Here is a 25,359-nt window from a genome sequence, read left to right on the forward strand (position 1 = left end):
ACCCGATCGTCTGACCCCGCCGCTACCGGCGGGGGGCGACCGACTCGATCATCTCGCCCAGCTGGTGGGTCAGGCGGGTCGAGTCGGCCGGGGAGATCGTGCTGCGGATCGAGCCGTCCTCGGCCGGCGGGTGGGACAGGTTCAGGTAGCGGCCCGCGTCGGTGTCGAGCCACATCAGGCCGCCCGCACGGGTCTCGCGGCCAGACGACCGGTCGCGGCCGCTCACCGCGAAGAAGCCCGTACCCGTGCGCGGTCGCGCGAGGTAGCTCTCCGCGATCCGCAACTGCTGGTCCGACGAGCCCCGCAGGGACCGCACCGGGCCGAACAGGTTCTGCTGCTCCTCGTCGCCGCGGCGGTGCCGGCCCGTGGGCTGGCCCTGGCTGGTGATCGTGACCGACTGACCCGGGCCCGCCTGCGCCTTGGGCAGCAGGCCCACCAGGGTGAGCGCGAGCGAGGTCGGGCGGATCAGCTCGAAGCGCAGGCTCTGCGCCTCCTTGACCGCCAGCACGCCGGTGTCCCCGGTGGCCGACGCCCGCGCGTAGATCTCCTTGTCCTTCGCCACCGTGCCCATCACGGCGATCGCGATCACGTGGTCCGACAGCGTCCGCATCGCGAGCTCGAGCTCGGGGTCAACCGTGCCGTCGTGGATCAGGCCCCGCCTGGCCAGGTCGAGGAACACCGCGCGGGCGATGCGCACCCGGTCCTCCTGCAGCTGGCCCACGCTCGGGATCTCGAACGGGAACAGCCGGATGTTCACTCCGAGCAGCTGCGCCACGATGTCCGCGGCGGCCAGCGAGAGCGAGAACGACCGCGCCATCACTCACCGATCACGGGCGGAGCCGTCATCTGGTCGGTGCCGAACACCGCGTCCGGGTCGCCCTCGACCAGGAACGACGGCCGCTGGTGCTCCTCGTCCTCCGACCCCTCGCCGCGCTGGCCGCCCATGCCACCCATGCCGCCGGCACCCCGACCGCCCGCCGCGCCGCCACGCATCGCCGCGCTCTCCGCCGCGAGCGCACCGGTGCCGCCGGCGCCCATGCCGCCGGCCGGCCCCATGCCGCCGCGACCGCCCACGCCGCTGCCCCCGGCGCCGCTACCGCCGCCGTAGCCGCCGGAGCCACCGCCCGAGCCGAACCCGGAGCCGCCCGGCCCGAACCCGCGCCCGCCGCCGAAGCCGCGGCCACCGCGCTCCAGGTCACTCGCCCCCGGCATGCCGCCCATGCCGATCGGCATCGGCGCGCCACCGGGGATGTTCGAGCTGCCGCCGGGGCCCTGGCCGCCACCACCAGGGCCGGAGCCGGGTGGCGGCGGGAACGAGCCGCCCGGGAAGTCGCCGCCGCCGCTGGGGTTCGTGCCGCCGGGACCGCCCGGGATGGGCACGTTCGGGTTGCCCCCGGTGCCGCTCCCGTTCCCGTTGCCGCCGCCCGGCACGTTGCCGTCCGGGTTGCCCGGCGGCGGGTTCGTGATCTGCGGGTTGTTCGGGTTGTTGGTGGTGCCCGGGTTCCGCGTCTGGTTGATGGTGCCGTTCGTCCCGTTGGGGTTGAGGTTCTGGTTGCGCTCCAGCGAGCTGATCCGGTCGATGCCGATGGGGTTGATCTTGCCGCTCCCGCCGCCCATCTGCGGCGGCGGCGCGAACGCGGGCATCGTGCTGGCCGTAGCGAGGTTGCTGTCGTAGGTGGTGACCACGCGCGCGGCCTGCTCGTGAGCGTTCTGCTGCGCGTTGTACTGCACCATGTAGTTGGCGTACTTGGTCGCCGCCAGCATCGGGTTGGTGGTGGACTGCAGGTCCCGGTTCGCCGCGGCCACGTCGAACTGGACCGGCTCGGGCATCGCGCGGCGGGCCTCGGCCAGCGCGGCGGCCTGGATGTTGGTCTGGGTGCCGGCGAGCTGCGCGCTCTGGCCGGCGCCGCCCACCCAGTTGCCGACGTCGGCCATGAACGTGCGCGCCGCGTTGCCGGCGGTGCCCTGCCACTCGGACTCGCTCTTGTTGATGGCCGTCGCGACGCCGGTCTGGAAGCGGGTCATCGCGTTGCCCGCCTCGATCCAGGTGTCGCCCATCTCGCCGACGCCGTCCGGGTTGACGCCGTCGGTGACCATGGTCTTGAGCTCGGGATGCGGGTTGGCCATGTAGTTGGAGCACATCATCATCGGCGGCTGCCGGGTGTCCACACCCTGCGCGAGCTCGGTGGCCTGCGCGTTGAGCTCCTGGTTGTAGGCCTGGTTGACCCGGCCCTCCCGGGTGAACTTCGCGATCAGCTGCTCGAGCCAGTTCCCGCCGGCCTCCTCGGCGTCGGCGTTCTGCTCGGCGTTCTGCTGGACCTCGTCGCCGGTGTCGGAGGTCTCGCCACGGTCGATGTAGTAGCGGCTGTTCGGGTCACGGGTCGGGTCGTAGTGCCCGTCCGAGCCGTGGTCCGACGGGTGGGTCAGGCTTCGCCGTGTCATCGCGTGCTACTCCCGGTACCTCAGGGCAGTTTCGGTTCGACGAGTCGTGCGGCCTGGTTGGCGACCGCACAGCCGCGGGTCATGTCTCCATTGGCCACGCCGGAGACATCCACCCTGGACGTTTCAGAGACCGCAAGGGCGATCGAGCAGGTGCTCACGCCGCCGGTGTACTGCACGGCGTCGTGCGAGCCGATGGTCAACGGCTGGGCGCCGCTCTTCGACTGCACGTCGGCGAGACCGAGGTCGTCGAAGATCGAGACACCGACCGTGTGGCTGCCGGAGGCCTGCCACATGCACACCCGCGCGGAGCCGATCGTGTCCTCCTGGCCCGGCCCGAGCTGCAGGCCGGCCTGCTCCTGCTGGGTGAGCAGGTCACAGGGCTGCAGCGGCTGGGTGCCGTCGCCACCGCCGGCCCCGGTGCTCGACTGGGTCGGGTCGGTCGGCTCGGCGCCGTCAGTGGGGATCGACGGTGCGCTCGTGTTCTGACCCTGGGGAGTGGGCGTGGCGTCGCCGGGAGTCTTCTCCGAGCAGCCGACGAGCCCCGCCAACAGCACGGCCATCACCGGGACGAGCAGAACCGAACGCCTCACTGTGTGCCTTTCTCACGCCTGTCCGTATCGGGTGGCGATGCCGGTGTCCGTGCCCTTGTAGTTCGCCATCGCGTCGTTGATGCCCTTCTCGGCATCGTTGAGCGACAGGCGGAACTGGCGCAGCATCGTGATGAAGCCCTGCTGGTCGTCGGCCACCTGTTTCAGGTACGGCTTCATGGTGGCGGCACCGTGGCTGGACCCGAGCGGCGCCTCCTGCTGCAGCACGTTCAGCCGGAAGTCCTGGGAGTCGATCCAGTCGCGCATCTCCGTGATGGCCTGCAGTAATGCCTGGCCACCGCGCTCGCTGACCGCGAACGACCCCTCCGAAGCAGCTTTGGCGAAGCTCCTGGCCCCGGCCACGATCCCCGTGACCGCGGCGTGCATTGCGGCTCCGCCCCCGCCTCCCGCGTCGAGCATGATTTCGGCCCCTGTTCTTACCGCCCACACCTCACCCGCACGGTACCAATGGGCATCCGTGCGGGACCTCATTGTGACGCAAGTTGGACCATGTGGGTTCCCACTTGTGAACGCTAGCCGGTCACCGGGAGCAACTTCTCCGCCAGCCCGCGCAGCTTCTCCCCGGCGGCGGCCTCCCGCACCTCCAGTACGACGTGCGGCGCGCCGTCCTCGGCCGGCAGCATCCGCAGCTCGACGGTGATCCGGTCGTCGACCACGTGCGCGGGGTGGCCGGCCAGCGCGGGCTGCCCCGGCGGGACGGCGTCGGGCACCTGCCGGATCCGGGCGCTCGTGAGCCGGTGGCTCTTCGGATTGCTCAGGGTGCAACCACCGTCGTCGCCGATCACGACGTGACCGGGATCGGCCGCACCATGGAACGCGCGGGCCAGCGCCGTGCACAGGACCAGTCCCTGCACCGGACGGGGCAGGTCCGGCAGCGGCACGCCGGCGACGGGCTCGGTCGGGACGTAGGGCACGAAGCCGTCCGCGCCCGGCACCGGGGTGGGCGGCCCGTCCGTTGTGAGCTTGGGCACCAACGAGCCGAGGATCCGCCGGATCGTCGTGTCCAGATCCGGCCGGACATCGGTTCGCGGGGTCAGCGCGGCGAACAGCAACGGGTGGGGCTTCGCGTCTGTCGCTGCGGCGGGCAGCACCGCCACCACCGCGCTGGCCGACCCCTTCTGGACGGCCATCGCCGCGGGCCGGCCACCGACCGTGTCGGTGTAGGAGAGGTCGTTGGACGACTTGTTCCCCATCGACAGCGTCAGCCCCAGCGTCTCGCTGTCCACGACGCAGGTGGAGCCGAGCTCATCACTCTGGATCCGGCGGCCGACCTCGCCGCCGAGGGCCTCACGCCATTGTTGCGGAGTGAGCGCCTGGCACAGCGCCTGCGCAGAGGTCTCCCACGGGACGTAGCCGATGCCGTCGCCGTAGGTGATTCGCACCGGCCGCAATCCCGAGTCGGCCGGGACGGGTGCCGGGGCGGACGTCCGGGGCGGGCTGGTCCGTGAGGGCGGCGCGGGGTCGCCGCCGGTGCAGCCACTGAGCAGAGTGGCAGCGAGCGCCAGGCCGGTCGCGCGGCGGACGGTGCCGAAGACCGCGACGGGTGGCCGGAGTGCGGCCGCGACCTGCGGCAGCGTCGTGTTGGCGATCTTGTCGAGGTCCCCTACCGAGGTCGCGAAACCGGGTCCTGGCTGTGTCATCTCGAATCCCCTCAGTTGCCCGAATCCAAGGGGGTTCGACGGGGAGCACGCGCGGTCGGTGCCTTCGCGGGTGCACACCACCCGATCGCAGCAGGGCGGTGCGGGCGGGTCAGCCGAAACGGCCGGAGATGTAGTCCTCCGTCGCCTTCTGGGTGGGGTTCGAGAAGATCTTCTCGGTCGCGTCCATCTCGACCAGTTTGCCGGGCTGGCCCACGCCGGCGAGGTTGAAGAACGCCGTCTGGTCGCTCACCCGCGCCGCCTGCTGCATGTTGTGGGTGACGATGACGATCGTGTAGTCCTTCTTCAGCTCGCCGATCAGGTCCTCGATCGCCAGGGTGGAGATGGGGTCCAGCGCCGAGCACGGCTCGTCCATCAGCAGGACGTCGGGCTGGACGGCGATGGCGCGCGCGATGCACAGGCGCTGCTGTTGCCCGCCGGACAACGACGAGCCCGGCTTGTTCAGGCGGTCCTTGACCTCGTTCCACAGGTTGGCACCACGCAGCGAACCCTCGACGACCTCGTCGGCGGTCTTCTTCGACATGCGCCGGTTGTTGAGCCGCATGCCCGCGATCACGTTGGCGTGGATGGACATCGTGGGGAACGGGTTGGGCCGCTGGAACACCATGCCGATGTTGCGCCGGACCTGCACCGGGTCGACCGCGTTGCCGTAGAGGTCCTCGCCGTCGAGCGCGATGCGGCCCTCGATGCGGGCGCCGGGGATGACCTCGTGCATCCGGTTGAGCGAGCGGATCACCGTGGACTTGCCGCACCCGGACGGGCCGATGAAGGCGGTGACCGCGCGCGGCTCGATGCCCATCGAGACGCCCTCGACCGCGAGGAAGTCGCTGTAGTAGATGTTCAGGTTCGAGATGTCGAGTCGCTTCGCCATCGTCCTTGTCGCGTCTTCCTCGTTAACGGCCGGTCTTCGGCGCGAAGATCCGGGAGATGAGCCGGGCGATCAGGTTGAGCAGCATGACGATGATGATGAGCGTCAGCGCCGCGGCCCAGGCCCGGTCGTAGTTGATCGTGGTGATGCCGTTGGGCGCGAGACCCTGGCTGTACTGGCGGAACACGTACACCGGCAGCGTCATCATCCGGCCGTCGAACAGGTCGTAGTTGATCGAGTCGACTACCCCGACCGTGATCAGCAGCGGCGCGGTCTCGCCGATGACCCGGGCGATCGACAGCATGACACCGGTGACGATGCCGGCCGCCGCCGTGCGCAGCACGACCTTCGTGATCGTGAGCCACTTCGGCACGCCCAGCGCGTAGGCCGCCTCCCGCAGCTCGTTCGGCACCAGCTTGAGCATCTCCTCCGACGCCCGCACGACGACCGGGATCATCAGCACCGACAACGCGATCGAGCCGACCACCCCCATCCGCACGCCGGGGCCGAAGAAGATCGCGAACAGCGCGTAGGCGAACAGGCCGGCCACGATCGAGGGGATGCCGGTCATGACGTCGACGAAGAACGTGATGCCGCGGCCCAGCCGGGTCGGCCCGTACTCCACGAGGTAGACCGCGGTGAGCAGGCCGATCGGGACGGAGATCAGCGTGGCGAACAAGGTGATCTCGAGCGTACCGATGATCGCGTGGTACGCCCCGCCCGCGTCCATGCCGCCGAACACGCCGCGCATGGTGTAGGAGAGGAAGTAGCCGTCGAACCGCTTGAGGCCGTACTGCAGCACCGTCAACAGCAGACTGATCAACGGGATGACGGCGAGCCCGAACGCGCTGTACATCAACGTCGTGGCCAACCGGTCGCGAGCCGCCCGGCTTCCCTCGACGGCGCCGGCGACCACGAGGATCACCACCGCGAAGAGGATCACACCGAGGAACGCGGCGAGCGGGATGCTGAACGCGGCGAAGAGCGCCAGGAGCCCGGACATGGCCGCCAGCGACAGCACGAGCAGGGCGAGCGGGGCGAGCTTCGGCAGCTTGCCGTGGCTCAGCTTCTTGGAGCCGGCGAGGTCCGGCGGATCCTGCAGGGTGGTCATCAGTTGGCCCCCGAGAACTCGCGCCGCCGCGACACGATCCATCGCGCGATCATGTTGACGACGAGCGTGATGACGAACAGCACCAGGCCGGTGAAGATCAGCACGTTGACGCCGATGCTGGTCGCCTCCGGGAACTTCAGCGCGATGTTGGCGGCGATGTTCTGCTGCTGGCCGGCCTGCAGGAGGAAGACCGAGTAGGCGAGACCGGGCGAGAGAACCATGGCGACGGCCATCGTCTCGCCGAGCGCGCGGCCGAGGCCGAGCATCGTGGCGCTGATGATGCCGGAGCGCCCGAACGGGAACACCGACAGCCGGATCATCTCCCAGCGGGTGGCGCCCAGCGCGAGCGCCGCCTCCTGGTGCAGCAACGGGGTCTGGAGGAACACCTCACGAGACACCGCGGTGATGATCGGCAGGATCATCACCGCGAGCACGATGCCCGCCGTGAGGATCGTGCGCGGCGGGCTCGCCACGGGACCCGCGAAGAGCGGGATGAAGCCGAGGTTGTCGCTCAGCCACTGGAAGACCGGGAACATCTTCGGCATGAGCCACAAGGCGCCCCACAGGCCGTAGACCACGCTGGGGATGGCCGCGAGCAGGTCGATCACGTAGCCGAAGACCTGGGCCAGGCGGCGCGGCGCGTAGTGGGAGATGAACAGCGCGACCCCGATGGCGATCGGGGTCGCGATGAGCAGTGCGATGAGGGCGGCCAGCACGGTGCCGAAGACCAGTGGGCCGACGTAGCCGAGGAGCGAGACCCCCTGATCGATGAACGGGACCTTCGCGGCGAGCTCGTCGGCCGGCGTGCTGATCGCCGGCCACGCTTGGACGACGAGGAACGCGGCGACCAGAGCGAGGATGACGAGGATGAGCGTGCCGGCTGCCCGGGCGGCGCCCGAGAAGATCACATCGCCGGGCCGCCGCGGTGCTCGTTGTTTGGGAGCCGGTCGCGGCGGCGTTTCACGCTTGGCGGCAGGTTCGCCCGTTGTGGTCACGAGGCAGACTCCGTGGACGGGAAGGGACGGGCGGCGCTGGATGGGCGACCGCTCGTGAGCGGCCGCCCATCCGGCGAGTGAACCGTAACAAGGTGCTGGTCTTGCCTCAGCCGCCGTTGCCGACGGTCTGGAGCGAGGCCTCGACCTCGGTCCGGATCTTGCTCGAGATGGGTGCCGAGCCGGCCGCGTCGGCGGCGGCCTTCTGGCCGGCATCGCTCGCGATGTAGCCCACGAACGCCTTGATCAGGTCGGCCTTGCCGGCGTCGGAGTACTTCTGGCAGATGATCGTGTAGGTGACCAGCAGCAGCGGGTAGGCGCCCGCGGTGGTGGTGTCCCGCTTGATCTTGATGGCCAGGTCGCCCGCCGGGACGCCGGCCTCCTTCGGGGACTCCTCGACGACCTTCGCCGCGCCCTCCGCGGACGGCGCGACCCACTGGTCGCCGACCTTGATCTTGGCGACGCCGAGGCTGCCGGCCTTGCTGTGGTCGGCGTAGCCGATCGTGCCCTGGCCACCCTGGACGGTCTGGACGACACCCGAGGTGCCCTGCGCGGACTGGCCACCCTTGAGCGGCCACGTGCCACTCGCCTTGTGCGGCCACGCCGCCCCGGCGGTGACGGACAGGTAGTCGGTGAAGTTCTTGGTGGTCCCGGACTCGTCGGACCGGCTGACCGGCGTGATCTGCGTGTCGGGCAGGTTGGCGCTCGGGTTGTCCGCCTTGATCTTCGGGTCGTTCCACTTGGTGATCTTGCGGTCGAAGATGCCCGCGATCGTGGCCGGCGCGAGCTGCAGGTCGGACACGCCCTGGAGGTTGTAGATCACCGCGATGGGGCTGATGTACAGCGGGAGGTTGAGCGCGTCGCTGCCACACCGCGTCTTGGCGGTGGCGCGCTCCTCCGCGGTCAGCGCCGCGTCCGAACCGGCGAAGTCGATCGCTCCCTCACCGAACTGGGTGCGGCCGGCGCCGGAGCCCGCCGGGTCATAGCTGACGGTGACGTCCGGGTTCGCCGAGCCGAAGCCGGCGATCCAGGCCTGCACGGCGGATTCCTGGGCGCTCGAGCCGGCGCCGGCGAGCTTGCCGGACAGGTTGCTCTGCGTCTGCGAGCCGCCGTTGCCCCCGGTACTGGACGAACCGGCAGGGTCGTTGCCGCACGCGGTCAGTGCCAGTGCACTGGCAGCGACGATGGCCGCGATGCGGCCGTAGCGGATGCGCTTCACTGGGTCCTCTCGAGGTAGGTCGATGTCACGAGATCGGTACGCCCGCCGCGGGATTCCCGGGCGGCACGGAACTCACGTGCGCTGCTGAATGGCGGCACAAGCGCGGACGCTAGGGAAGAGGGGTGGACAGACCCGGGTGTTCAGGTGAACAGCAGGTGAACAACACCGGATTGTGACTTTTGTTGCGTTGAGTAACGGTCACGCGCGTCACGCGGTCAATCACCGCTGGTAGGCAACGTCCGTCTCGGCCACGGTGAACCCCAGTCGGGTGTACAGCGCGACGGCCGCGGAATTGTCCGACTCGACGTACAGGATCGTCTCGCCGAGACGCTGTTCCCGCAGGTGATGCAGGCCCACGAGGGTGAGCGCCCGGCCCAGCCCGCCACCCTGGGCGGCCGGGTCGACGCCCACGACGTAGACCTCGCCCACCCCGCCCGGGTGAACCTTGGTCCAGTGGAAGCCGACGACGTTCTTGCTCTCGTCGACGGCGAGGAAGAAGCCCTCCGGGTCGAACCAGCCCTCCCGCTCGGTGGCGGTGAGCTCGTCGACGGTGAGCTGACTCTGCTCGGGATGCCAGTCGAAGGCGCGGCCGTTGACCGCGACCATCTCGGCCTCGTCCTGGCCGGGGACGAAGGTGCGCACGGTGACGCCGGCGGCCCACTCCGGCTCCGGCAGCGCGACCGCGTTGTCGAGCCGCATCCTCAGCAGCTCCCGCACCCGGGCCAGGCCCGTGCGCTCGGCGATCCGGACCGCCGCCGGGTGGTCGCCGTGCGACCAGATGCGCAGCTTCTCGCCGGCCCGCTCGAGGACCGCGTCGACCATGCGGGTGCCGTGGCCGCGGCGCCGGTGCGCGGGATGCACGATGAGCTCGGCGACCTGGTTGCCGAACGCGTCACCGGCGGTGTCGAGGTGCGCGTAACCGACGAGCTCGCCGTCCTCGTGCGCATAGAGGTGGAGGCCGTCGCGGAACTCCCTGGGCAGCGGCCCGTCCTCGTCGACCTCCGGCCGGCCGTCCTGCGCCATCGCCGCGCGGAGCAACGCCCGGACGTCGTCCCCGGGGTCGGACTCCTGCCAGCTGATCCGCACGCCACCGACCCTACGTCAGAGCGCGTTGACCGAGTCCTCCTCGACGGCCAGCGACTCGGGGTGGCCGGCGGTCGGCTTCGGGGGCTGGACGAACTTGTAGCCCACGTTGCGCACGGTGCCGATCATCTGCTCGTGCTCGGTGCCGAGCTTCGCGCGCAGCCGCCGCACGTGCACGTCCACGGTCCGGGTGCCGCCGAAGAAGTCGTAGCCCCACACCTCCTGCAGCAGCTGCGCCCGGGTGAACACCCGGCCGGCGTGCTGCGCGAGGTACTTGAGGAGCTCGAACTCCTTGTACGTCAGGTCCAGCGGCCGGCCGCGCAGCCGGGCCATGTAGGTCGCCTCGTCGATCACCAGTTCGCCGAGGCGCAGCGCGCCGTCGGCGCCGGGGGCGCCGGCCGGGCCGCGCGAGGTGAGCAGCCGCAGGCGGGCGTCCACCTCGGCCGGACCGGCGGTGGGCAGGAGGATGTCGTCCACCCGCCACTCCGGGTTGACCGCGACGAGGCCGCCCTCGTTGACGACGGCGACCACCGGCACGCTGTCGCCGCCGCTCGTGAGCAGCCGGCACAGGCTCTTGGCCGCCGCGAGGTCGACGCGCGCGTCGACCAGGACGACGTCCCGTGACCCCGCGTCGAGCAGTGCCGTCACCTCGGGCGCCTGGGTGCGCACGTGATGGGGCAGCAACATGAGGGACGGCACGACCGAGCCCGGCGTCGGGTCCGCGGTGAGCAGCAGCAGGTCGAGGCTCATGGGGGGCCCGCCTCTCTGGGTACGCTCCGTGGCTTTCCCGGAGAATAACCGGTGTGCCTGTGAAATGTCCTGGTCGTGACGCATGTGTCACACGAGTGCACCAGCGGACCAGCGACGATGTGAGGCTGACGGGACTCCTGTTGCGTCGGAAACATTCCCGTAACGAGACCGCGGTGGTCGTGGGACACGGCTTCACCAACCACGTCCGCAAGCCGTTCGTCGAGCGGATCCTGCACCGGCTCGCCCGGCGACACACGGTGGTCGCGCTCGACTTCCGCGGGCACGGCCGCTCGGGCGGGCGGTCCACCGCCGGGCCGGCCGAGGTCCTCGACCTGGACGCGGCGGTCCGGCTGGCCCGCGAGCTCGGCCATCCCCGCGTCGCCACGCTCGGCTTCTCGATGGGCGGCTCGGTCGCCTTGCTGCACGCGGCCACCGGCGCCCACCGGCCGGACGCGGTGGTCGCGGTCAGCGCCGCGGCCCGCTGGTGGACCCGCGACACCGACGCCATGCGCCGGCTGTTCTGGCTGGCCGAGCTGCCGCACGGGCGGCTCGCGATGCGTGCCGTGCGGGTGCGGCTGGCCCCGCCGAGAATGGGGATGACAATGGGGATACCGGCGAGCCCCATCGAGGTGGCGCACCGGATCGCCCCCACCCCCTTACTGCTGGTGCACGGCGACCGGGATCATTACGTGGGCGTGGACCATCCGCTGGCAGTGCAACGGGCCACCGGTCAGCACGCGGAGCTGTGGCTCGAGCGCGGCATGCGACACGCGGAGACCGCGACGAGCCCGGAACTGGTCGACCGGATCGCGGCCTGGCTGGCCCGCGAGAGCCGAACGAAGGAATCGGAGCGAACGGCGGCATGACACCGAGGACGGCAGAGATGGCGGCACCCGGCCAGCCCAGCGCGCCCAAGCGGCGACGGCGGACCCGCAGGATCGTCATCAGCCTCGTGGTGCTGATCGCGTTGCTGGTCGCCGCCGACTTCGGCGCCGCGGCGGTGTTCGAGTACCAGGTGTCCAAGCGCGCCCGCGAGCAGTTCCACCTCACCGACGACCCGTCGGTGAAGGTGCACGGCTTCTCCTTCCTGGCCCAGGCGATCTCCGGCGAGTACGGCCACGTGGCGATCGACGCCAAGGGCGTGCCGGTCCAGGACACGCTGCGCGACCTCGAGGTGCACGTCGACCTGATGGGCGTCATCGCGCCGCTCGGTGACCTCGTGTCCGGCAAGCTCCAGGGTGTGCGGGTGCGCGAGGTCGAGGGCCAGGTCCGGGTCAAGGCCTCCGACATCACCCGGGCGCTCCTGCAGAACGAGAACCCGCTGGTCTCCTCGATCACCAACCTCACGATCGATCCCATCAGCGAGCAGGACGCGCAGACCGACCCCGACAAGCGCACCGACGCGGAGCAGGCCGCCGCCGAGCGGGCCGCGGAGCTCGAGACCGACAACGACACCAAGGCCGGCGCGCGGATCTGCGCCACCGCGGACCTGGGCGGCGAGGAGACCGACTTCTGCGCCTACGGCCTGATCACGCTGGTGGAGGCCAAGGCGCACTTCGTGCCGTCCCGGCTGGAGCTGACCAACAGCGTGCTCGGCACGGGCCAGCTCCCCGACGCGTTCGAGGCCGGTATCACGGGGTGGCTCAAGCAGCTCTCGCTCGACCCGGGCCAGCTCCCGTTCACCGTCACACCCACGGCCGTGAACGTCGAACCGGGCGTACTGTCGGTGAAGGGCAAGGCCTTCGACGTGGTTCTCGGCGGGAGTGGTGGATGACCGGTGCGCTGGTGCTGATCGGCACGCTCGTGCTCGCGAGCGCGCTGGGTCTGGCATTGCGTGCCCGCAACGGCCGGATCAGGACCGCCGGTCCCGCCGAGGTCACCACCGGGCTCCCCGAGGACATCCGCAACGCACTCGCCCCGAACGCCGCGGTCACCCTCGTGCAGCTGTCCACCACGTTCTGCGCGCCGTGCCGGCAGGCCCGGGTGCTGCTGGCCGATCTGGCGGCCCGCACCGACGGGCTGCACCACACCGAGCTCGACCTCACCGACCGGCCGGACCTGGCCCGGGAGCTGTCGGTCCTACGCACGCCCACCACGCTCGCCATCGACGGGCGCGGCACCGAGCTGCTGCGGGTCGGCGGCGTGCCGAGGCGGGACGCGCTGCTCGAGGCGCTTCGACCGCATTTGTCCGAATGACCGTCATCCCATCTGGTGGACGTTCCGCCCAGCACCAGAGATGCGCCGGTAGTGTGCTGGTCGTGTACACCTTGCTGACCAGGCGTCGCGCGGTCGACTACTGCCGCGTCGACTCGAGCCTGTGTTTGGCAGCTGACTGACCGGGCGGACCCCTTTCTCGGCCTTCCGCCCGTGCTGGTTCCCCAACCCAGCCGTGCAGTCAGGAGGCCGTCGTGTCCGCAGGTCCCTCGTCCGTCGATCCCCGAGGTCCGCGCTTCGCCGCGTGGGTCACCACCGTCGTGCTCGCCGTCGCGCTGCTCACGGGCTGGTGGCCGCTGCTCGCCGCGCAGGCCGTCGTGTTCGCGATCGGCGCGTTCGCCGGGTTCGGCGTGGCGCCGTACTCGCTCGTCTACCGCCACCTGGTCGCGCCCCGGCTCGCGCCGACCGACGAGCGTGAGGACACGGCCCCGCTGCGGTTCGCCCAGGGCGTCGGGTTCGGCTTCGCGGTGGTGGGCACCCTCGGTTATGTCACCGGGCTCACCACCCTCGGCATCGTGGCCACCGCGTGCGCGCTGGCGGCGGCGTTCCTCAACGCAGCGTTCGCGTTCTGTCTCGGCTGCGAGACGTATCTGTTGATCCGCCGATTCATCCCAACGAAGGAGAGAGCGCTCCAATGAGCCGCGAAGACGTGTTGGTCACGGCCGAGTGGGCCGAAGAGAACCTCGGGACCGCCGGGGTGGTGTTCGTCGAGGTCGACGAGGACACCTCCGCGTACGGCGGCGGCCACATCCCTGGTGCGGTGAAGATCGACTGGAAGACCGAGCTGCAGGACCCGGTGCGCCGGGACTTCGTCGACCGCGCCGGCTTCGAGAAGCTCCTGTCCGCCAAGGGGATCGCCAACTCCGACCGCGTGATCCTCTACGGCGGCAACAACAACTGGTTCGCCGCCTACGCGTACTGGTACTTCAAGCTCTACGGCCACGACGCGGTGCAGCTGCTCGACGGCGGCCGCAAGAAGTGGGAGCTCGACGGCCGTGCGCTGTCCTCCGACGCGGTGACCCGCGACGAGACCAGCTACACCGCGCAGGAGCAGAACCCGGCGATCCGGGCGTTCCGCGACGAGGTCATCGAGGCCATCCACAACAAGAACCTCGTGGACGTGCGGTCGCCGGACGAGTTCTCCGGCAAGCTGCTCGCGCCGGCCCACCTGCCGCAGGAGCAGGCGCAGCGCGGCGGGCACATCCCGTCGGCGATCAACGTGCCGTGGAGCAAGGCGGCCAACGAGGACGGCACGTTCAAGTCCTCCGACGAGCTGCGCGACCTCTACAAGGAGGCCGGCATCGACGAGGGCAAGGCCACCATCGCCTACTGCCGCATCGGTGAGCGGTCCTCGCACACGTGGTTCGCGCTGCACGAGCTCCTCGGGTACCCGGACGTGAAGAACTACGACGGCTCGTGGACGGAGTACGGCTCGCTGGTCGGCGTGCCGGTCGAGATCGGCCCCGGCGCCCACTGACGTCCGGCTTTCGGCGAAGGAGAAGGAATGAGCAACGACGGCTGCGGCGCTCCGGAGCAAGGTCTGGAGCTGCCGCCCGGCATCGATCTCGCCAAGGAGATCGTGCTCGGCGGCAAGGTGACCGCCGACGGCGCCCCGGTGAGTGGCGCGTACGTGCGGCTGCTGGACGCCAGCGGTGAGTTCACCGCCGAGGTGGTGTCCTCAAAGGACGGTGACTTCCGGTTCTTCGCCGCGCCGGGCCAGTGGACGGTGCGCGCGCTGCACCGCGGTGGCAACGGCGAGACCCGGGTGACCGCGGACGGGCCGGGGCTGCATCCGGTCGCGGTGGCGGTCGGCTGAGACCCATCACCAGAACGCGGGGCGGTCGTGCATTCGGCCGTCCCGCGTTCGCATATCCTCGCCGGGTGGAACTGTTCTGGACCGCCCTGCTGATCATCACGGCTCTCGCCGGCACCGCACTCCTGGGCCGCACGGCCTACCGTCTGCACACGGGGTCGGGCCGATGACCGACGCGGAAGGCAACCCGATTCCCGGCAGCGGTGACGCGGCGCTGCGGGCGGCGGCCGAGCGGGCCGCGACCACGCGTGAGCGCAACCTCCCACAGTGGGAGGACCTCCCGATCCCGAACGACACGGCCAACCTCCGCGACGGCGCGAACCTCAACGACGCCCTGCTGCCGATCCTGCCGCTCATCGGTGTCTGGCGCGGCGAGGGCGAGGTCGTGTACCCGACGATCGAGCCCCAGCACTTCGGCCAGCAGATCACCTTCGCCCACGACGGCCGGCCGTTCGCCTTCTACGAGTCCCGCGCGTGGCTGCTGGACGCGGACGGCAAGGTCATCCGCCCGGCGGCACGCGAGGTCGGCTGGTGGCGCCCGCGGGCCGACGAGACCATCGAGGTCCTCCTCGCCCACGCGACGGGCATCGTGGAGATCTTCTACGGCGAGCCGCGCACGCAGACGTCCTGGGAGCTGGCGACCGACGTGACGATGCGCACGTCCTCGGCGAAGGACGTCTCGGGGGCGAAGCGCCTGTACGGCCTGGTGAACAACGGCGACCTGGCCTACGTCGAGGAACGCGCGATGGTGGGCCAGCCGCTACAGCCCCACACGTCGGCGTACCTGCGCCGCATCGCCGGCTGACGGAACTCGGCTGCCCCCGGGCGACCTCTCATCGGGGCGGGCTCGGCGAGTGCTATCGCAAACACCGAAGGATATGGGTGTCCGCCTTCGCCTGGGGGTCCCCTGGTTTCACACTACCCGCGAGGACCGACAGGTTCGGCTGGTCGGGGCTTGGCTGTGGACAACCTCGCGCACTGTGGACAACTCCGGGCCCAGCGGAGCGGCGAAGATCAGGGGCGCGGTTCGCCGTACCAGCGCCACTTCGTCAGGCCGTCGTGGCCAGGGAGGTCGCCGCGGCCCGTGGCCCACAGCAGGGTCGGCCACGGGTCGGTGTCCGTCGGCGCGTTCGGGAACAGGCGGGTCAGTACGCGGGCGCAGAGGCCGGCCGGCGGGGTCCATGCCAGGCCTAGGCCGTCGGCCAGGTCGTGGGTGTGGGCCAGGGTCTCGACGATGCCCATCGCGGCGAAGCCCTCGGGGTCGGAGATCCCGAAGCCGTGGTGCGCGCGGACCGACGGCGGGCGGGTGGCCACCATCGCCACCAGCAGCGCGCCGCACGCCTCCAGCACCTGCAGCAGCCCCGCCGGCCCCGCCGACCGGTCGGCGCGCACCGCGTTGTGCGGGCCTCCCGGACGACGGGCCTCCCAGAGGAACGGCACGTCACCGGTGAGTGGGGGCGTGCGCGGGGCCAGCAGGACGGCGTACTGGAACAGGTCATCGGCGAGGTGCTCGACGGTCTCCCAGCACGTCCACTCCAGCGAGCCGGCCTTGCCGTCCCAGTCCGCCGAGGACGCCCGCAGCAGGGTGGCGATGGAGAGCTGGACCGCGTGGTCGAGGTCCCCGGCGGTGACGGTCACCGGTATTCGGACTCGTAGAGCGCGTTCAGCTCCCCGTGCAGCCGCGTGGCGTCGGGCAGGGCCACGCCGTCGAGCGTGTGCACCCGGGTGATCTTGCGGACGCTCGACGCGAGGAACAGCCCGTCCGCCTCGGCCAGCTCGGCGACGGCCAGCGGCTCGACCTTGGTGACCCAGCCGGCCTGCTCGGCCGCCCGGAACAGCGCACCCTGCGTGGTGCCGCGCAGGACCCCGCTCGAGGGCGGCGTGGTCCGCAGCGTCCGACCCTGGGCGATGACCACCGTCGAGGTGGGGCCCTCCAGCACCGACCCGTCCGCCGCGACGAAGATCGCCTCCTCGGCGTCGTGTGCCTCGGCGTAGCGGATGGCGGCCATGTTCACCGCGTAGGACAACGACTTCGCACCCAGCAGCAGCCACGGCGCCCGCGCCACGATCTCCGGCTCGTACCCGCGGTCCAGCGTCACCGCGCGCACCCCGGTCTCCCGGTTGCGCAGCGTCTTCTCGCCGATCGGCAGGCCCAGCGCGAACCCGGTCGGCGTGCCGTCGCCGAACTCCGGGCCACGCGTGTAGACGAGCTTGAGCGCCATCTCCGAGCCGCCCTGCCACGCGTCGAGCACCGCCCGCACGCACCGCTCCCACGCCGCGCGGTCCAGCGGCGGCAGCTCCAGCATCGCGGCCGAGTGTGCGAGCCGGTCCAGGTGCGGACCCAGCTCGCGCGGTTTGCCGTCCACCACCAGAATCGTCTCGAAGATCCCGTCCCCGCGGATCAGGCCCAGGTCGTCGACCCGGATGTGCCGTCCGTCGGGGTCGGCCAGCGTTCCGTCCAGCATCGCAAGCACCCGCATACGGGCAGCCTACTCAGCCGCGCGCCTACGATTTACGGCGTGGAGACCGCGAGCGTGCGCAACATCGAGGCGGAACGGGCCCAGCTCCGGGACACCCTGCACCGCCGCGGCATGCGCATGACCCCGCAGCGCCAGCTCGTCCTCGACGCGCTGCTCGAGCTCGAGCACGCCACGCCCGAGCAGGTCTGCCAGCGGGTCCAGCGCAGCACCCCGACGGTCAACATCACCACGATCTACCGCACGCTCGAGCTGCTGGAGAGCCTCGGCATCGTGCGGCACACCCACCTCGGCCACGGCGCGCCCAACTACTCGGTCCACGAGCATCGGCACGTCCATCTGGTCTGCCACCACTGCGGCAACGTGATCGAGACACCGTGCGAGGTCATGGAGGAGCTGCGCGGAACACTGCGTGCCCGCCACGGGTTCGAACTGGATGCCAGCCATCTCGCGCTGTCCGGCCTCTGCCGCAACTGCTCCGGGGAGAACTCGTGACCGACTCGCCCATCCTCGACGTCCCCGGCGCGGTGCCGGCCCCGGACGGTTCGCCGGACCAGGGCGTGCCGTGGCACTTCGGCGACCCGTTCGCCGAGCAGCGGGCCGCGGCACGCAAGGTCGCGGTCGTCGACCGGTCGCACCGCGAGCTCATCGCGGTCACCGGCCCGGAACGGCTGGCGTGGCTGCACCTCGTCATCTCCCAGCACGTCACCGAGCTCGCCGACGGCGCCGGCACCGAGGCCCTGGTGCTGGACAGCCAGGGCCGGGTCGACGCGCACATGGTGCTCGCCCACCTCGACGAGACCGTGTGGCTCGACACGGAGGCGGGTGCCCACGCCACCGGCGCCCGCGGTGGGCGGCAGTCGCTGCTCGAGTACCTCGAGTCGATGGTCTTCTGGTCCAAGGTGGAGCTGCGGGACGCGACGGCCGAGCGCGCGGTGCTGTCCCTGGTCGGCCCGGACACCGACGACCTGCTGACCCGGACGGGGCTGCCGGCGCCGGCCGGGCCCTACGCGGTGGCCGGCGCCGAGGGCGTCATCGTCCGCCGCATGCCGGTGGGTGTCGACCTGCTCGTGCCGCGCGACTCGCTCACCGGCTGGTGGGACCGCCTCACGTCCGAGGGCGCCCGCCCGATGGGCAGCTGGGGCTACGAGGCGCTGCGGGTCGAGGCCATCCGCCCCCGGATGGAGCTCGACACCGACGACCGCACCATCCCGCACGAGGTCGGCTGGGTCCACGTCGCCGCGCACGTGGCCAAGGGCTGCTACCGCGGCCAGGAGACCGTGTCGAAGGTGCACAACGTGGGCCGGCCGCCGCGCCGGATGCTGCTGCTGCACCTCGACGGCTCGCCCGAGGTGCAGCCGGAGACCGGCGACCCGGTGCTGCTCGGCGAGCGGACCGTGGGCCGGGTCGGCTCGGTCGCCCGGCACCACGAGCTCGGCCCGATCGCGCTGGCGCTGGTCAAGTCCTCCGTGCCGCTCGACGCCGAGCTGCACGCCGGCGCCGAGGACCGGGTGGTGCAGGCCGCCATCGACCCCGACTCCGTGCCCGAGGCCACCCCGGGCCTGGGTCGAGAGGCCGCCCGGCGGCTGCGCGGCTGACTACCATCTGGGGCCATGGCAGCAGCGAAGCGCCCCGGTGGGCACGGCACCCTGATCACGGTCGCGCCGACGGGCGCCGAGCACACCAAGGCCGACGTGCCCAACCTGCCGGTCACGCTGGAGGAGCTGGTCGCCGAGGCCGTCGCGTGCGAGGCCGCCGGCGCCGCGATGATCCACGTGCACATCCGCGGCGCGGACACCACGCCGACGCTGGACCCGCAGCGGCTCAAGGACACGGTCGCGGCGTTGCGCGAGCAGACCGACCTCGTCGTGCAGCTGTCGACAGGCGGCGCCGTGGCCGACCCCGAGGAGGACCGGCTGCGCGTGCTCGACGCCATGCCGGACTCGGCCTCCTGCACGATGGGCACGGTCAACTTCGGCGACGACGTGTTCCTCAACCGCTGGGAGTTCGTGGTCGAGCTGCACAAGCGGATGCGGGAGCGGCGGATCGTGCCGGAGTACGAGATCTTCGACATCGGCCAGCTCGCGAGCCTGGCCCGGCTGCTGGACCAGCACGGCCTGCCGGCGGGCGGGCACGTGCACGTCGACCTGGTGATGGGCGTGCCCGGCGGCATGCCCGGCGACACCGAGACCCTGGCCGCGGCGCTGCGCGCGATCCCCGCGGGCGCCACGTTCTCGGCCACGGGCGTCGGGCGCACGTCGTTGCCGGTGATGCTGGCCTCGCTGTCCGCGGGCGGGCACCTGCGGGTCGGCATGGAGGACACGGTCTCCTACGCGCGCGGGGAGCGGGTGCGGGACAACGCGCAGCTGGTCGAGCGGGCCGCGCAGCTCGCGTCGGTGGCCCAGCGACCGCCACTGTCGGCAGCCGAGGTGCGGACGCTCATCGGGGTTGCGCAAAGCAACTGACTCGCGGTTGAGACATCCAGGTTGGCGACAGACCCCTCCGTACCGGAGGATGGACGGCGTGATCGAAGTCCGACCAGGTGGTCGCAGGCGTATCGACCGGGTGCTCGCGCCGGACTACGTGGCCCACCTGACGCAGCTCGACCTGACCGAGGTACGCGCGCGCCGCGACGACGCCGCGCAGGAGGAGACCGACCTTTCCTACCTGCGCAGGCTGCTGCACGGGCGGATCGACATCGTGAAGGCGGAGCAGAAGCGCCGCGAAGAGGGCGGCTCGAGCTCGGTGGTGGAGCGGCTGGTGGAGATCCTCTCGGACAACGCGGTCGGCCGGGCGCCGGTCGGTTCGGGCCGCCACCAGCCGCTGGAGCCCTCCCGCGCGGAGGCCCACCGGCGCCACGTCGAGGCACTCGTGTCCGACGCGGACCTGTCCGACGTCAGCTCGCTGCCGGACGAGCGGCTGGACCTGGCGCTGCGGACCTACTCGGCGGAGGAGGCGTCGGTGTCCCAACGCCGGCGCGAGGTGCAGAAGGTCGTGGACCTGCTCAACGACGAGATCGGTGGCCGCTACCGCGCGGGCAGCGCCTCGGTGGACCGCCTCTTGGCCGCCGAGCGCGGCGAGGACCCCGACGACCGTTAGTTGAACCGCTCGCGCACGGCGAGGTCGCTCCAGAAGTCACGCAGGCTCTCGAAGCGGGCGGCGATCTCCTCGACGTCCTCGCGCTCCAGCGCCTCCACGATCGCGTTCACGTCCGCGGCCGACGTGTCCTCCACCAGCTCCTCGTCGTCGAGCAGCTGGACGAGGCCGCCGTAGTCGAGCTCCACCGCCGAGTGCGGGTGGAAGTGCTCCAGCCACCGCCCGGTGTCCTCGAGGACCTTCGTCGGCCCCTGGTCGCCCAGCACCCGCTCGGCCAGCGAGTGCGCCTTCGCCACCCGCCGCCGGGCGTCGGCCATCGCCACCCGCCAGCAGACCTGCCGGCGCGGGTCCTCGCGGGTCGCGACCACGATGTGCCGGTGCTGCGGGTCGACGAGGGTGAACCACGGCAACGGCACCGTCCACGTCGTCGACACGATGTGCACCGCCCCGCCCGGCAAGTCCGACAGGACCGCGGCCGCCTTCTCCCGCACGCTGTCCGTCGACGCGGTCAGCGCCACCGCCCGCAGCGCGGGATGCGACGAGGTGAGGAAACCGACCAGCGCGGCGGCCGAGCGGGCCCGCACGTCGAGCGGGCACACGAGCGGCCCCGGCCCGACGGTCGCCTGGTCGATCGGGACCTCCGCCGGGTCGAGCACCAGCACGTCCCGCAGCGCGCGGGGCGAGGGCTCGCCGTTGGCGAGCTCACCGGGCAGAAGCGTGGGCGGCACGGACAGCTGTGATCTGAGCCACATGTCCCGCTCGCGCTCGCCGACGGTGGCGTGGTCGAGGTGGTTGGTGTCCAGTGCCTCGCGGAGGCGGCCGGCGACGGCCTCGTCGAACGCGGACAACGGTTCGTACACCCTGAGGTAGGCGACGAACGGTCGAGGCACGAGAGGCATCGTGTCACGAACCGCGCAGCGCCCGGCTACGGGGCGATCACGGGACCCGGCGATACGGCCGAAGGAACCAACGGAAAGCCTCCGGCGAAGGCCGTGCCCCTTCGCACAGAACCGGGTCGGCACGGTACGGTAGTTACAGGAACCAAATGTCGAGATCTGCGGGGCCGCCGATTCCCCCGGCCGCCCCGTCACTGTGCGAGGGGGTCGAGCCATGGGGCGCGGCCGGGCGAAGGCTAAGCAAACCAAGGTAGCCCGAGAGCTCAAATACAGCACTCATCACACCGACTTCGAAGCGCTGCAACGCGAGCTGTCCAACCAGCCGCCGACCAGCAGCAACGGTGAGGACCCTTTCGACGAGGAAGCCTACGAGGACGACGACTACCGTCGTTGACGTCAGACTCAGAGGCGGCCCAGGTAGCGAACCTGGTCCGTCTTTGCCTTGTCCATCGCCTCACGCGCGTCGGTGACTTCGGCGTACGCCGAGTGCTCCGGAACGCCGACCTCCCACCACGCTCCGGCGTCCGTCCAGGCGGACGGGTGGGTTCGGACGACCACGACGGCCACCCGGCCTGCTCGTGCGTGTTCGCGCGCCTGCCGGTAGGCGGCGCGCAGGTCGGCGGGGTCCACGACGGACAGCACCGCGCAGCCCAGCGACGCCGCGTGCGAGGCGAAGTCCACTCTGGGCGGTTGCGCCTGTAGCGAACGCACGTCGGCGTACAGGTTGTTGAACCCCGGCGCGCCGTTGCCCCGCTGCAGCCGGTCGATCACGGCGTAGCCGTCGTTGTCGCACACCACCGCCACGAACCCGTGGCCGGCGAACGCGGCGGAGAACAGCTCGGAGTTGAGCATCAGGTACGAGCCGTCGCCGAGCAGGGTCGTCACGACTCCGCCGCGCCGGGCCATCGCCGCGCCCCACGCGCCGGCGATCTCGTAGCCCATGCAGGAGAAGCCGTACTCGACGTCCATTCCGGACTCGGTGGCCCGCACGGCCCGCCAGCCGCCGATCAGCTCGCCGGGCAGCCCGCCGGACGCGGTCATCACGTAGTCGCCGGCGGTGCTCTCCTCGTTGACCACGCCGACCACCTGCGCGTACGTCGGCGGCCCGGCGGTCGGCTCGCGGAGCCCGTCGATGTAGGCGTCCCAGCGGGACCGCTCGGCGGCGGCCCGGTCCGACCAGGACGCCGAGACCCGCCACGAGTCGAGCAGCCCGGCCAGCTCGCCGAGCGCCTCGTCGGCGTCCGCGACCAGCGCCAGCGCGCCGTGCTTGACCGCGTCGAACCGCGCGGTGTTGACCGACACGAGCCGCACGTCCGGCGCGAACACCGACCACGACGCCGTCGTGAAGTCCTGCAGCCGGGTGCCGACGGCGAGCACCAGGTCGGCCTCGGCGGCGAGCCTGTTGGCCGACGACGAGCCGGTGATGCCGAGCGGGCCGGCGTGCAGCGGGTGGTCGTGCGGCACCAGCGTGCGGCCGGCGGTGGTCTCGGCGATCGGCACCCCGTGCCGCTCGGCGAACGCGAGCGCACTGTGCGTGGCGCCCGAGTACCGCACCCCGCCGCCGAGCACGAGCAGCGGCCGGTTTGCCGACCCGACCGCGTCGACGACCCTGCCCAGCGCGTGCCGGTCCGGCCGCGGCCGCACGAGGTGGTGCACGACCGGCTCGAACAGCGCGGCCGGGAACTCGAAGCTCTCGGCCTGCACGTCCTGCGGCAGCGCCAGGGTCACCGGCCCGCACTCGGCCGGGTCGGTGAGCACCCGGGCCACCTGCGGCAGCGTGGCGATCAGCTGCTCGGGCCGCACGATCCGGTCGAAGTACCGGCTGACCACGCGGAAGGCGTCGTTGACCGTGGCCGTCGCGTCGGCGAAGTGCTCGACCTGCTGGAGCACCGGGTCCGGCGCGCGGTTGACGAAGGTGTCGCCGGGTAGCAGGAGCAGCGGCAGCCGGTTCGCGTGCGCGACACCGGCCGCGGTGACCATGTTCAGCGCGCCGGGCCCGATCGAGGACGTGGCCACGCAGACCTGGCGGCGGTGGGTCGCCTTCGCGTAGCCCACCGCCGCCAGCGCCATGCCCTGCTCGTTGTGACCGCGCCACACCGGGAGCTCCTCCTGCTCGCTGAGCGCGGTCCCGAGCCCGAGCACGTTGCCGTGCCCGAAGATCGCGAACACGGCCGGGAACAGCGGCGCCACCGTGCCGTCCAGCAACACGGTGCGCTGCGCCCCGAGCCAGCGGACGAGGGCCTGCGCGGTCGTCAGCGTCCGCGACGATGGTCCGCTCCCGCTCACGAGGCGGTGACCTCCCTCAGCTCGTGCTGCAACGCCTCCAGTTCGGCCCCGCCGGCCATCTGCCGGGTCAGCTCCTCCAGCGTGATGTCCTTCTTGTCCGTCGAGCCGAGGCTGCGGCCGCGCTTGAGGATGAGGAACCGGGTGCCGACCGGGTAGGCGTGGTGCGGGTTGTGGGTGATCAGCACGACGCCCAGGCCACGCTCGGCGGCCTGCGCGACGTACCGCAGCACCACCCCGGACTGCTTGACCCCCAGCGCCGCGGTCGGCTCGTCGAGGATCAGCACCTTCGCACCGAAGTAGACCGCCCGCGCGATCGCCACGCACTGCCGCTCGCCGCCGGACAGCGTGCCGACCGGCTGCTCGACGTCGCGCAGGTCGATGCCCAGCTCGGCGAGCGCGGTGCGCGCGGTCTCCTTGCCCTTCCTGCGGTCCAGCCGCTGCAGCGGCCCGGCGCCCACGGTCGGCTCGGAGCCGAGGAAGAAGTTGCGCCACACGCTCATCAGCGGCACCACGGCCAGGTCCTGGTAGACCGTGGCGATGCCGTGGTCGAGCGCCTGGCGCGGCGAGTCCAGCCGCACCTCGGTGCCGTTGACCAGGAACCGTCCGGTGTCGTGCTGGTGCACGCCGGCGAGGATCTTGATCAACGTGGACTTGCCGGCGCCGTTGTCGCCGAGCACGCAGGTGACCTCGCCCGCGTTGACCACAGTGGACACGTCGCGGAGCGCGATCACGCTGCCGTAGTTCTTGCCGATGTTCTCGACCTCGATGAGTGCGGTCATCGCCGGACCCTTTCCGCTCGCCGCCGGAACGTGTTGTTCACCAGCACCGCGCCGAGCAGCATGATGCCGAGGAAGAGCATGAACCAGTCGCTGTTCCAGTTCGCGAACACGATGCCCTGCCGGGCCATGCCGAAGATCAGCGCGCCGATCGCGGCGCCGATCGCCGACCCGAAACCGCCGGTGAGCAGGCAGCCGCCGATCACCGCGGCGATGATGAACTGGAACTCCAGGCCGATGCCCTGGTTGGCCTGCACCGTGGTGAACCGCAGGATGTTGATCGTGCCGACCAGCCATGCGGCGAGCGCGGTGCCCATGAACAGCAGGATCTTCGTCCGCGCCACCGGCACGCCGACCGCCCGCGCGCTGATGGCCGCGCCGCCGACCGCGAAGATCCAGTTGCCGAACTTGGTGCGCGTCAGGAGCCACGCGGCGAGCGCCGCGAACCCGATCCACCACACGATGGAGATCTGGAACGGCGTGCCGGCGATGGCGAAGGTGGACGCGAACACGAACCCGGCGGACTCGTAGCCGGGGGCGCCGCGCATGCCGCTGACCTGCACCGAGTCGGTGATCAGCCGGGTGACGCCGAGGTTGAGGCCCTGCAGCGCGAGAAACGTGCCGAGCGTGACGATGAAGCTGGGCAGCCCGGTGCGCACCACCAGCCAGCCGTTCAGCGCACCCACGCCGAGCGCGAAGACCAGCGACAGGAGCAGCGCGAGCCACACGTTGAGCCCGACCTGGGTCGCGAAGATCGCGGTGACCAGCGCGGTGGACGCCGTCATCACGCCCGCGGACAGATCGAACTCGCCGCCGATCATCAACAGCGCCACGGCGACCGCCATGATCCCGAGCGTCGCCGAGTCGTCGAGCCAGGTGGCGACGCCGCCCGTCGTGAGGAACTTGTCGGCGACGATCGAGAAGAAGACGAACACCACGAGCGCGCCGAGCAGCGCGCCGATCTCCGGCCGCACCACCAGCTTGTTCAGTAACCCCGGCGAGGCCATGCGTTCGTCGACGGCCGCTGGTTCCGGGTTGGGTTCGGTTGTCGTTGTCGTTGTCGTCATGTC

29 protein-coding genes are annotated in these 25,359 nt (G+C 71.2%); 12 read left to right on the top strand and 17 right to left on the bottom strand.

The window, feature by feature from the left end; translation table 11 throughout:
• Positions 1–22: 22 nt before the first annotated feature.
• The 11 genes from VGD70_RS07620 to VGD70_RS07670 form a co-directional block, all read right to left on the bottom strand.
• Entirely contained in the window at positions 23–817 is a 795-nt protein-coding gene (locus VGD70_RS07620) for an ESX secretion-associated protein EspG (protein ID WP_331079527.1), read from the bottom strand.
• Positions 817–2,442, bottom strand: coding sequence for a hypothetical protein (locus tag VGD70_RS07625; protein WP_331079529.1), 1,626 nt, complete (start codon positions 2,440–2,442; stop codon positions 817–819). The genes VGD70_RS07620 and VGD70_RS07625 overlap by 1 nt, the downstream gene beginning before the upstream one ends.
• A 20-nt stretch (positions 2,443–2,462) precedes the next feature.
• Positions 2,463–3,032, bottom strand: a complete 570-nt coding sequence (locus VGD70_RS07630; protein ID WP_331079531.1) for a DUF3558 domain-containing protein — start codon at positions 3,030–3,032, stop codon at positions 2,463–2,465.
• A 12-nt stretch (positions 3,033–3,044) separates the two neighbouring features.
• Complete coding sequence (locus VGD70_RS07635) at positions 3,045–3,416, bottom strand: hypothetical protein (RefSeq protein ID WP_331079533.1); 372 nt, start codon at positions 3,414–3,416, stop codon at positions 3,045–3,047.
• 146 nt (positions 3,417–3,562) lie between these two features.
• A complete protein-coding gene (locus VGD70_RS07640) occupies positions 3,563–4,690 on the bottom strand; it encodes a hypothetical protein (protein WP_331079535.1) in 1,128 nt (375 codons plus the stop codon).
• A 109-nt stretch (positions 4,691–4,799) separates the two neighbouring features.
• Entirely contained in the window at positions 4,800–5,579 is a 780-nt protein-coding gene (gene pstB, locus VGD70_RS07645; RefSeq protein ID WP_331079537.1) for a phosphate ABC transporter ATP-binding protein PstB, read from the bottom strand.
• Positions 5,580–5,601: 22 nt separating this feature from the next.
• Entirely contained in the window at positions 5,602–6,687 is a 1,086-nt protein-coding gene (pstA, locus tag VGD70_RS07650) for a phosphate ABC transporter permease PstA (RefSeq protein ID WP_331079538.1), read from the bottom strand.
• A complete protein-coding gene (gene pstC, locus VGD70_RS07655; protein ID WP_331079540.1) occupies positions 6,687–7,595 on the bottom strand; it encodes a phosphate ABC transporter permease subunit PstC in 909 nt (302 codons plus the stop codon). Before pstC ends, pstA begins: the two co-directional genes overlap by 1 nt.
• A gap of 193 nt (positions 7,596–7,788) precedes the next feature.
• A complete protein-coding gene (pstS, locus tag VGD70_RS07660; protein ID WP_331079542.1) occupies positions 7,789–8,898 on the bottom strand; it encodes a phosphate ABC transporter substrate-binding protein PstS in 1,110 nt (369 codons plus the stop codon).
• 219 nt (positions 8,899–9,117) lie between these two features.
• Complete coding sequence (mshD, locus tag VGD70_RS07665) at positions 9,118–9,984, bottom strand: mycothiol synthase (protein ID WP_331079544.1); 867 nt, start codon at positions 9,982–9,984, stop codon at positions 9,118–9,120.
• Between the two features lie 15 nt (positions 9,985–9,999).
• Entirely contained in the window at positions 10,000–10,731 is a 732-nt protein-coding gene (locus VGD70_RS07670) for a response regulator transcription factor (protein WP_331079545.1), read from the bottom strand.
• 173 nt (positions 10,732–10,904) lie between these two features.
• On the opposite strand from VGD70_RS07670, the gene VGD70_RS07675 reads away from it, so the two are divergent.
• The 7 genes from VGD70_RS07675 to VGD70_RS07705 all read left to right on the top strand — a co-directional run bounded on the left by VGD70_RS07675 (position 10,905) and on the right by VGD70_RS07705 (position 15,563).
• Positions 10,905–11,597: an alpha/beta hydrolase gene (locus VGD70_RS07675; protein WP_331079547.1), complete on the top strand. Its 693-nt coding sequence runs from the start codon at positions 10,905–10,907 to the stop codon at positions 11,595–11,597.
• Between the two features lie 17 nt (positions 11,598–11,614).
• Positions 11,615–12,505 carry a DUF2993 domain-containing protein gene (locus VGD70_RS07680; RefSeq protein ID WP_331079549.1) on the top strand — a complete coding sequence of 297 codons (891 nt, stop codon included), beginning with the start codon at positions 11,615–11,617 and terminating at the stop codon, positions 12,503–12,505.
• On the top strand, positions 12,502–12,927 hold the full coding sequence (locus VGD70_RS07685; protein ID WP_331079551.1) for a thioredoxin family protein: 426 nt from the start codon (positions 12,502–12,504) through the stop codon (positions 12,925–12,927). Before VGD70_RS07680 ends, VGD70_RS07685 begins: the two co-directional genes overlap by 4 nt.
• 212 nt (positions 12,928–13,139) lie before the next feature.
• Positions 13,140–13,583 carry a DUF4395 domain-containing protein gene (locus tag VGD70_RS07690; RefSeq protein WP_331079552.1) on the top strand — a complete coding sequence of 148 codons (444 nt, stop codon included), beginning with the start codon at positions 13,140–13,142 and terminating at the stop codon, positions 13,581–13,583.
• Positions 13,580–14,422 (top strand): sulfurtransferase, encoded by an 843-nt coding sequence (locus tag VGD70_RS07695; protein ID WP_331079554.1) that lies wholly within the window; start codon positions 13,580–13,582, stop codon positions 14,420–14,422. Before VGD70_RS07690 ends, VGD70_RS07695 begins: the two co-directional genes overlap by 4 nt.
• 27 nt (positions 14,423–14,449) lie before the next feature.
• Positions 14,450–14,761: a DUF1416 domain-containing protein gene (locus VGD70_RS07700; RefSeq protein ID WP_331079556.1), complete on the top strand. Its 312-nt coding sequence runs from the start codon at positions 14,450–14,452 to the stop codon at positions 14,759–14,761.
• Between the two features lie 163 nt (positions 14,762–14,924).
• The gene (locus VGD70_RS07705; protein ID WP_331079558.1) at positions 14,925–15,563 is read left to right on the top strand and encodes an FABP family protein; all 639 of its coding nucleotides are present in this window, start codon (positions 14,925–14,927) and stop codon (positions 15,561–15,563) included.
• A gap of 209 nt (positions 15,564–15,772) precedes the next feature.
• Here the strand turns inward: VGD70_RS07705 and VGD70_RS07710 are convergent, their stop codons facing one another.
• Positions 15,773–16,396 (bottom strand): maleylpyruvate isomerase N-terminal domain-containing protein, encoded by a 624-nt coding sequence (locus tag VGD70_RS07710; RefSeq protein ID WP_331079560.1) that lies wholly within the window; start codon positions 16,394–16,396, stop codon positions 15,773–15,775.
• A complete protein-coding gene (locus VGD70_RS07715; protein WP_331079562.1) occupies positions 16,393–17,238 on the bottom strand; it encodes an aminodeoxychorismate lyase in 846 nt (281 codons plus the stop codon). Before VGD70_RS07715 ends, VGD70_RS07710 begins: the two co-directional genes overlap by 4 nt.
• Before the next feature lie 111 nt (positions 17,239–17,349).
• Here VGD70_RS07715 and VGD70_RS07720 point away from each other — a divergent pair, with 111 nt between their 5' ends.
• From VGD70_RS07720 to VGD70_RS07735, 4 genes are read left to right on the top strand one after another with little or no spacing between them, the layout of a single operon-like run.
• Entirely contained in the window at positions 17,350–17,730 is a 381-nt protein-coding gene (locus VGD70_RS07720) for a transcriptional repressor (protein ID WP_331079615.1), read from the top strand.
• On the top strand, positions 17,727–18,833 hold the full coding sequence (locus VGD70_RS07725; protein ID WP_331079564.1) for a folate-binding protein: 1,107 nt from the start codon (positions 17,727–17,729) through the stop codon (positions 18,831–18,833). The genes VGD70_RS07720 and VGD70_RS07725 overlap by 4 nt, the downstream gene beginning before the upstream one ends.
• Before the next feature lie 15 nt (positions 18,834–18,848).
• Entirely contained in the window at positions 18,849–19,700 is an 852-nt protein-coding gene (locus VGD70_RS07730) for a 3-keto-5-aminohexanoate cleavage protein (protein ID WP_331079566.1), read from the top strand.
• Between the two features lie 58 nt (positions 19,701–19,758).
• Positions 19,759–20,334, top strand: coding sequence for an aerial mycelium formation protein (locus tag VGD70_RS07735; protein WP_331079568.1), 576 nt, complete (start codon positions 19,759–19,761; stop codon positions 20,332–20,334).
• On the opposite strand, the gene VGD70_RS07740 is transcribed toward VGD70_RS07735, so the two are convergent.
• On the bottom strand, positions 20,331–21,221 hold the full coding sequence (locus tag VGD70_RS07740; RefSeq protein WP_331079569.1) for a hypothetical protein: 891 nt from the start codon (positions 21,219–21,221) through the stop codon (positions 20,331–20,333). The two genes, VGD70_RS07735 and VGD70_RS07740, sit on opposite strands and share 4 nt — an antisense overlap.
• Before the next feature lie 220 nt (positions 21,222–21,441).
• On the opposite strand from VGD70_RS07740, the gene VGD70_RS07745 reads away from it, so the two are divergent.
• On the top strand, positions 21,442–21,621 hold the full coding sequence (locus tag VGD70_RS07745; protein WP_331079571.1) for a DUF3073 domain-containing protein: 180 nt from the start codon (positions 21,442–21,444) through the stop codon (positions 21,619–21,621).
• An 8-nt stretch (positions 21,622–21,629) separates the two neighbouring features.
• Here VGD70_RS07745 and iolD read toward each other — a convergent pair whose 3' ends face one another.
• From iolD to VGD70_RS07760, 3 genes are read right to left on the bottom strand one after another with little or no spacing between them, the layout of a single operon-like run.
• On the bottom strand, positions 21,630–23,513 hold the full coding sequence (gene iolD, locus VGD70_RS07750) for a 3D-(3,5/4)-trihydroxycyclohexane-1,2-dione acylhydrolase (decyclizing) (RefSeq protein ID WP_331079573.1): 1,884 nt from the start codon (positions 23,511–23,513) through the stop codon (positions 21,630–21,632).
• A complete protein-coding gene (locus VGD70_RS07755; RefSeq protein WP_331079575.1) occupies positions 23,510–24,292 on the bottom strand; it encodes an ATP-binding cassette domain-containing protein in 783 nt (260 codons plus the stop codon). Before VGD70_RS07755 ends, iolD begins: the two co-directional genes overlap by 4 nt.
• Positions 24,289–25,356, bottom strand: a complete 1,068-nt coding sequence (locus VGD70_RS07760; RefSeq protein ID WP_331079577.1) for an ABC transporter permease — start codon at positions 25,354–25,356, stop codon at positions 24,289–24,291. The genes VGD70_RS07755 and VGD70_RS07760 overlap by 4 nt, the downstream gene beginning before the upstream one ends.
• Between the last annotated feature and the right edge of the window lie 3 nt (positions 25,357–25,359).

The organism is Actinophytocola sp., assembly GCF_036402745.1.
Lineage (GTDB): Bacteria > Actinomycetota > Actinomycetes > Mycobacteriales > Pseudonocardiaceae > Actinophytocola.

Excerpts from the sequence above, each read along its gene's own strand:
- pstA (WP_331079538.1), bottom strand. The coding sequence starts at position 6,687 with ATGACCACCCTGCAGGATCCGCCGGACCTCGCCGGCTCCAAGAAGCTG.
- VGD70_RS07730 (WP_331079566.1), top strand. The coding sequence starts at position 18,849 with ATGGCAGCAGCGAAGCGCCCCGGTGGGCACGGCACCCTGATCACGGTC.
- VGD70_RS07625 (WP_331079529.1), bottom strand. The coding sequence starts at position 2,442 with ATGACACGGCGAAGCCTGACCCACCCGTCGGACCACGGCTCGGACGGG.
- VGD70_RS07700 (WP_331079556.1), top strand. The coding sequence starts at position 14,450 with ATGAGCAACGACGGCTGCGGCGCTCCGGAGCAAGGTCTGGAGCTGCCG.
- VGD70_RS07680 (WP_331079549.1), top strand. The coding sequence starts at position 11,615 with ATGGCGGCACCCGGCCAGCCCAGCGCGCCCAAGCGGCGACGGCGGACC.
- VGD70_RS07640 (WP_331079535.1), bottom strand. The coding sequence starts at position 4,690 with ATGACACAGCCAGGACCCGGTTTCGCGACCTCGGTAGGGGACCTCGAC.
- VGD70_RS07635 (WP_331079533.1), bottom strand. The coding sequence starts at position 3,416 with ATGCACGCCGCGGTCACGGGGATCGTGGCCGGGGCCAGGAGCTTCGCC.
- VGD70_RS07715 (WP_331079562.1), bottom strand. The coding sequence starts at position 17,238 with ATGCGGGTGCTTGCGATGCTGGACGGAACGCTGGCCGACCCCGACGGA.
- VGD70_RS07685 (WP_331079551.1), top strand. The coding sequence starts at position 12,502 with ATGACCGGTGCGCTGGTGCTGATCGGCACGCTCGTGCTCGCGAGCGCG.
- VGD70_RS07670 (WP_331079545.1), bottom strand. The coding sequence starts at position 10,731 with ATGAGCCTCGACCTGCTGCTGCTCACCGCGGACCCGACGCCGGGCTCG.
- VGD70_RS07705 (WP_331079558.1), top strand. The coding sequence starts at position 14,925 with ATGACCGACGCGGAAGGCAACCCGATTCCCGGCAGCGGTGACGCGGCG.
- VGD70_RS07760 (WP_331079577.1), bottom strand. The coding sequence starts at position 25,356 with ATGACGACAACGACAACGACAACCGAACCCAACCCGGAACCAGCGGCC.
- pstB (WP_331079537.1), bottom strand. The coding sequence starts at position 5,579 with ATGGCGAAGCGACTCGACATCTCGAACCTGAACATCTACTACAGCGAC.
- VGD70_RS07620 (WP_331079527.1), bottom strand. The coding sequence starts at position 817 with ATGGCGCGGTCGTTCTCGCTCTCGCTGGCCGCCGCGGACATCGTGGCG.
- VGD70_RS07755 (WP_331079575.1), bottom strand. The coding sequence starts at position 24,292 with ATGACCGCACTCATCGAGGTCGAGAACATCGGCAAGAACTACGGCAGC.
- VGD70_RS07695 (WP_331079554.1), top strand. The coding sequence starts at position 13,580 with ATGAGCCGCGAAGACGTGTTGGTCACGGCCGAGTGGGCCGAAGAGAAC.
- VGD70_RS07720 (WP_331079615.1), top strand. The coding sequence starts at position 17,350 with ATGCGCATGACCCCGCAGCGCCAGCTCGTCCTCGACGCGCTGCTCGAG.
- VGD70_RS07745 (WP_331079571.1), top strand. The coding sequence starts at position 21,442 with ATGGGGCGCGGCCGGGCGAAGGCTAAGCAAACCAAGGTAGCCCGAGAG.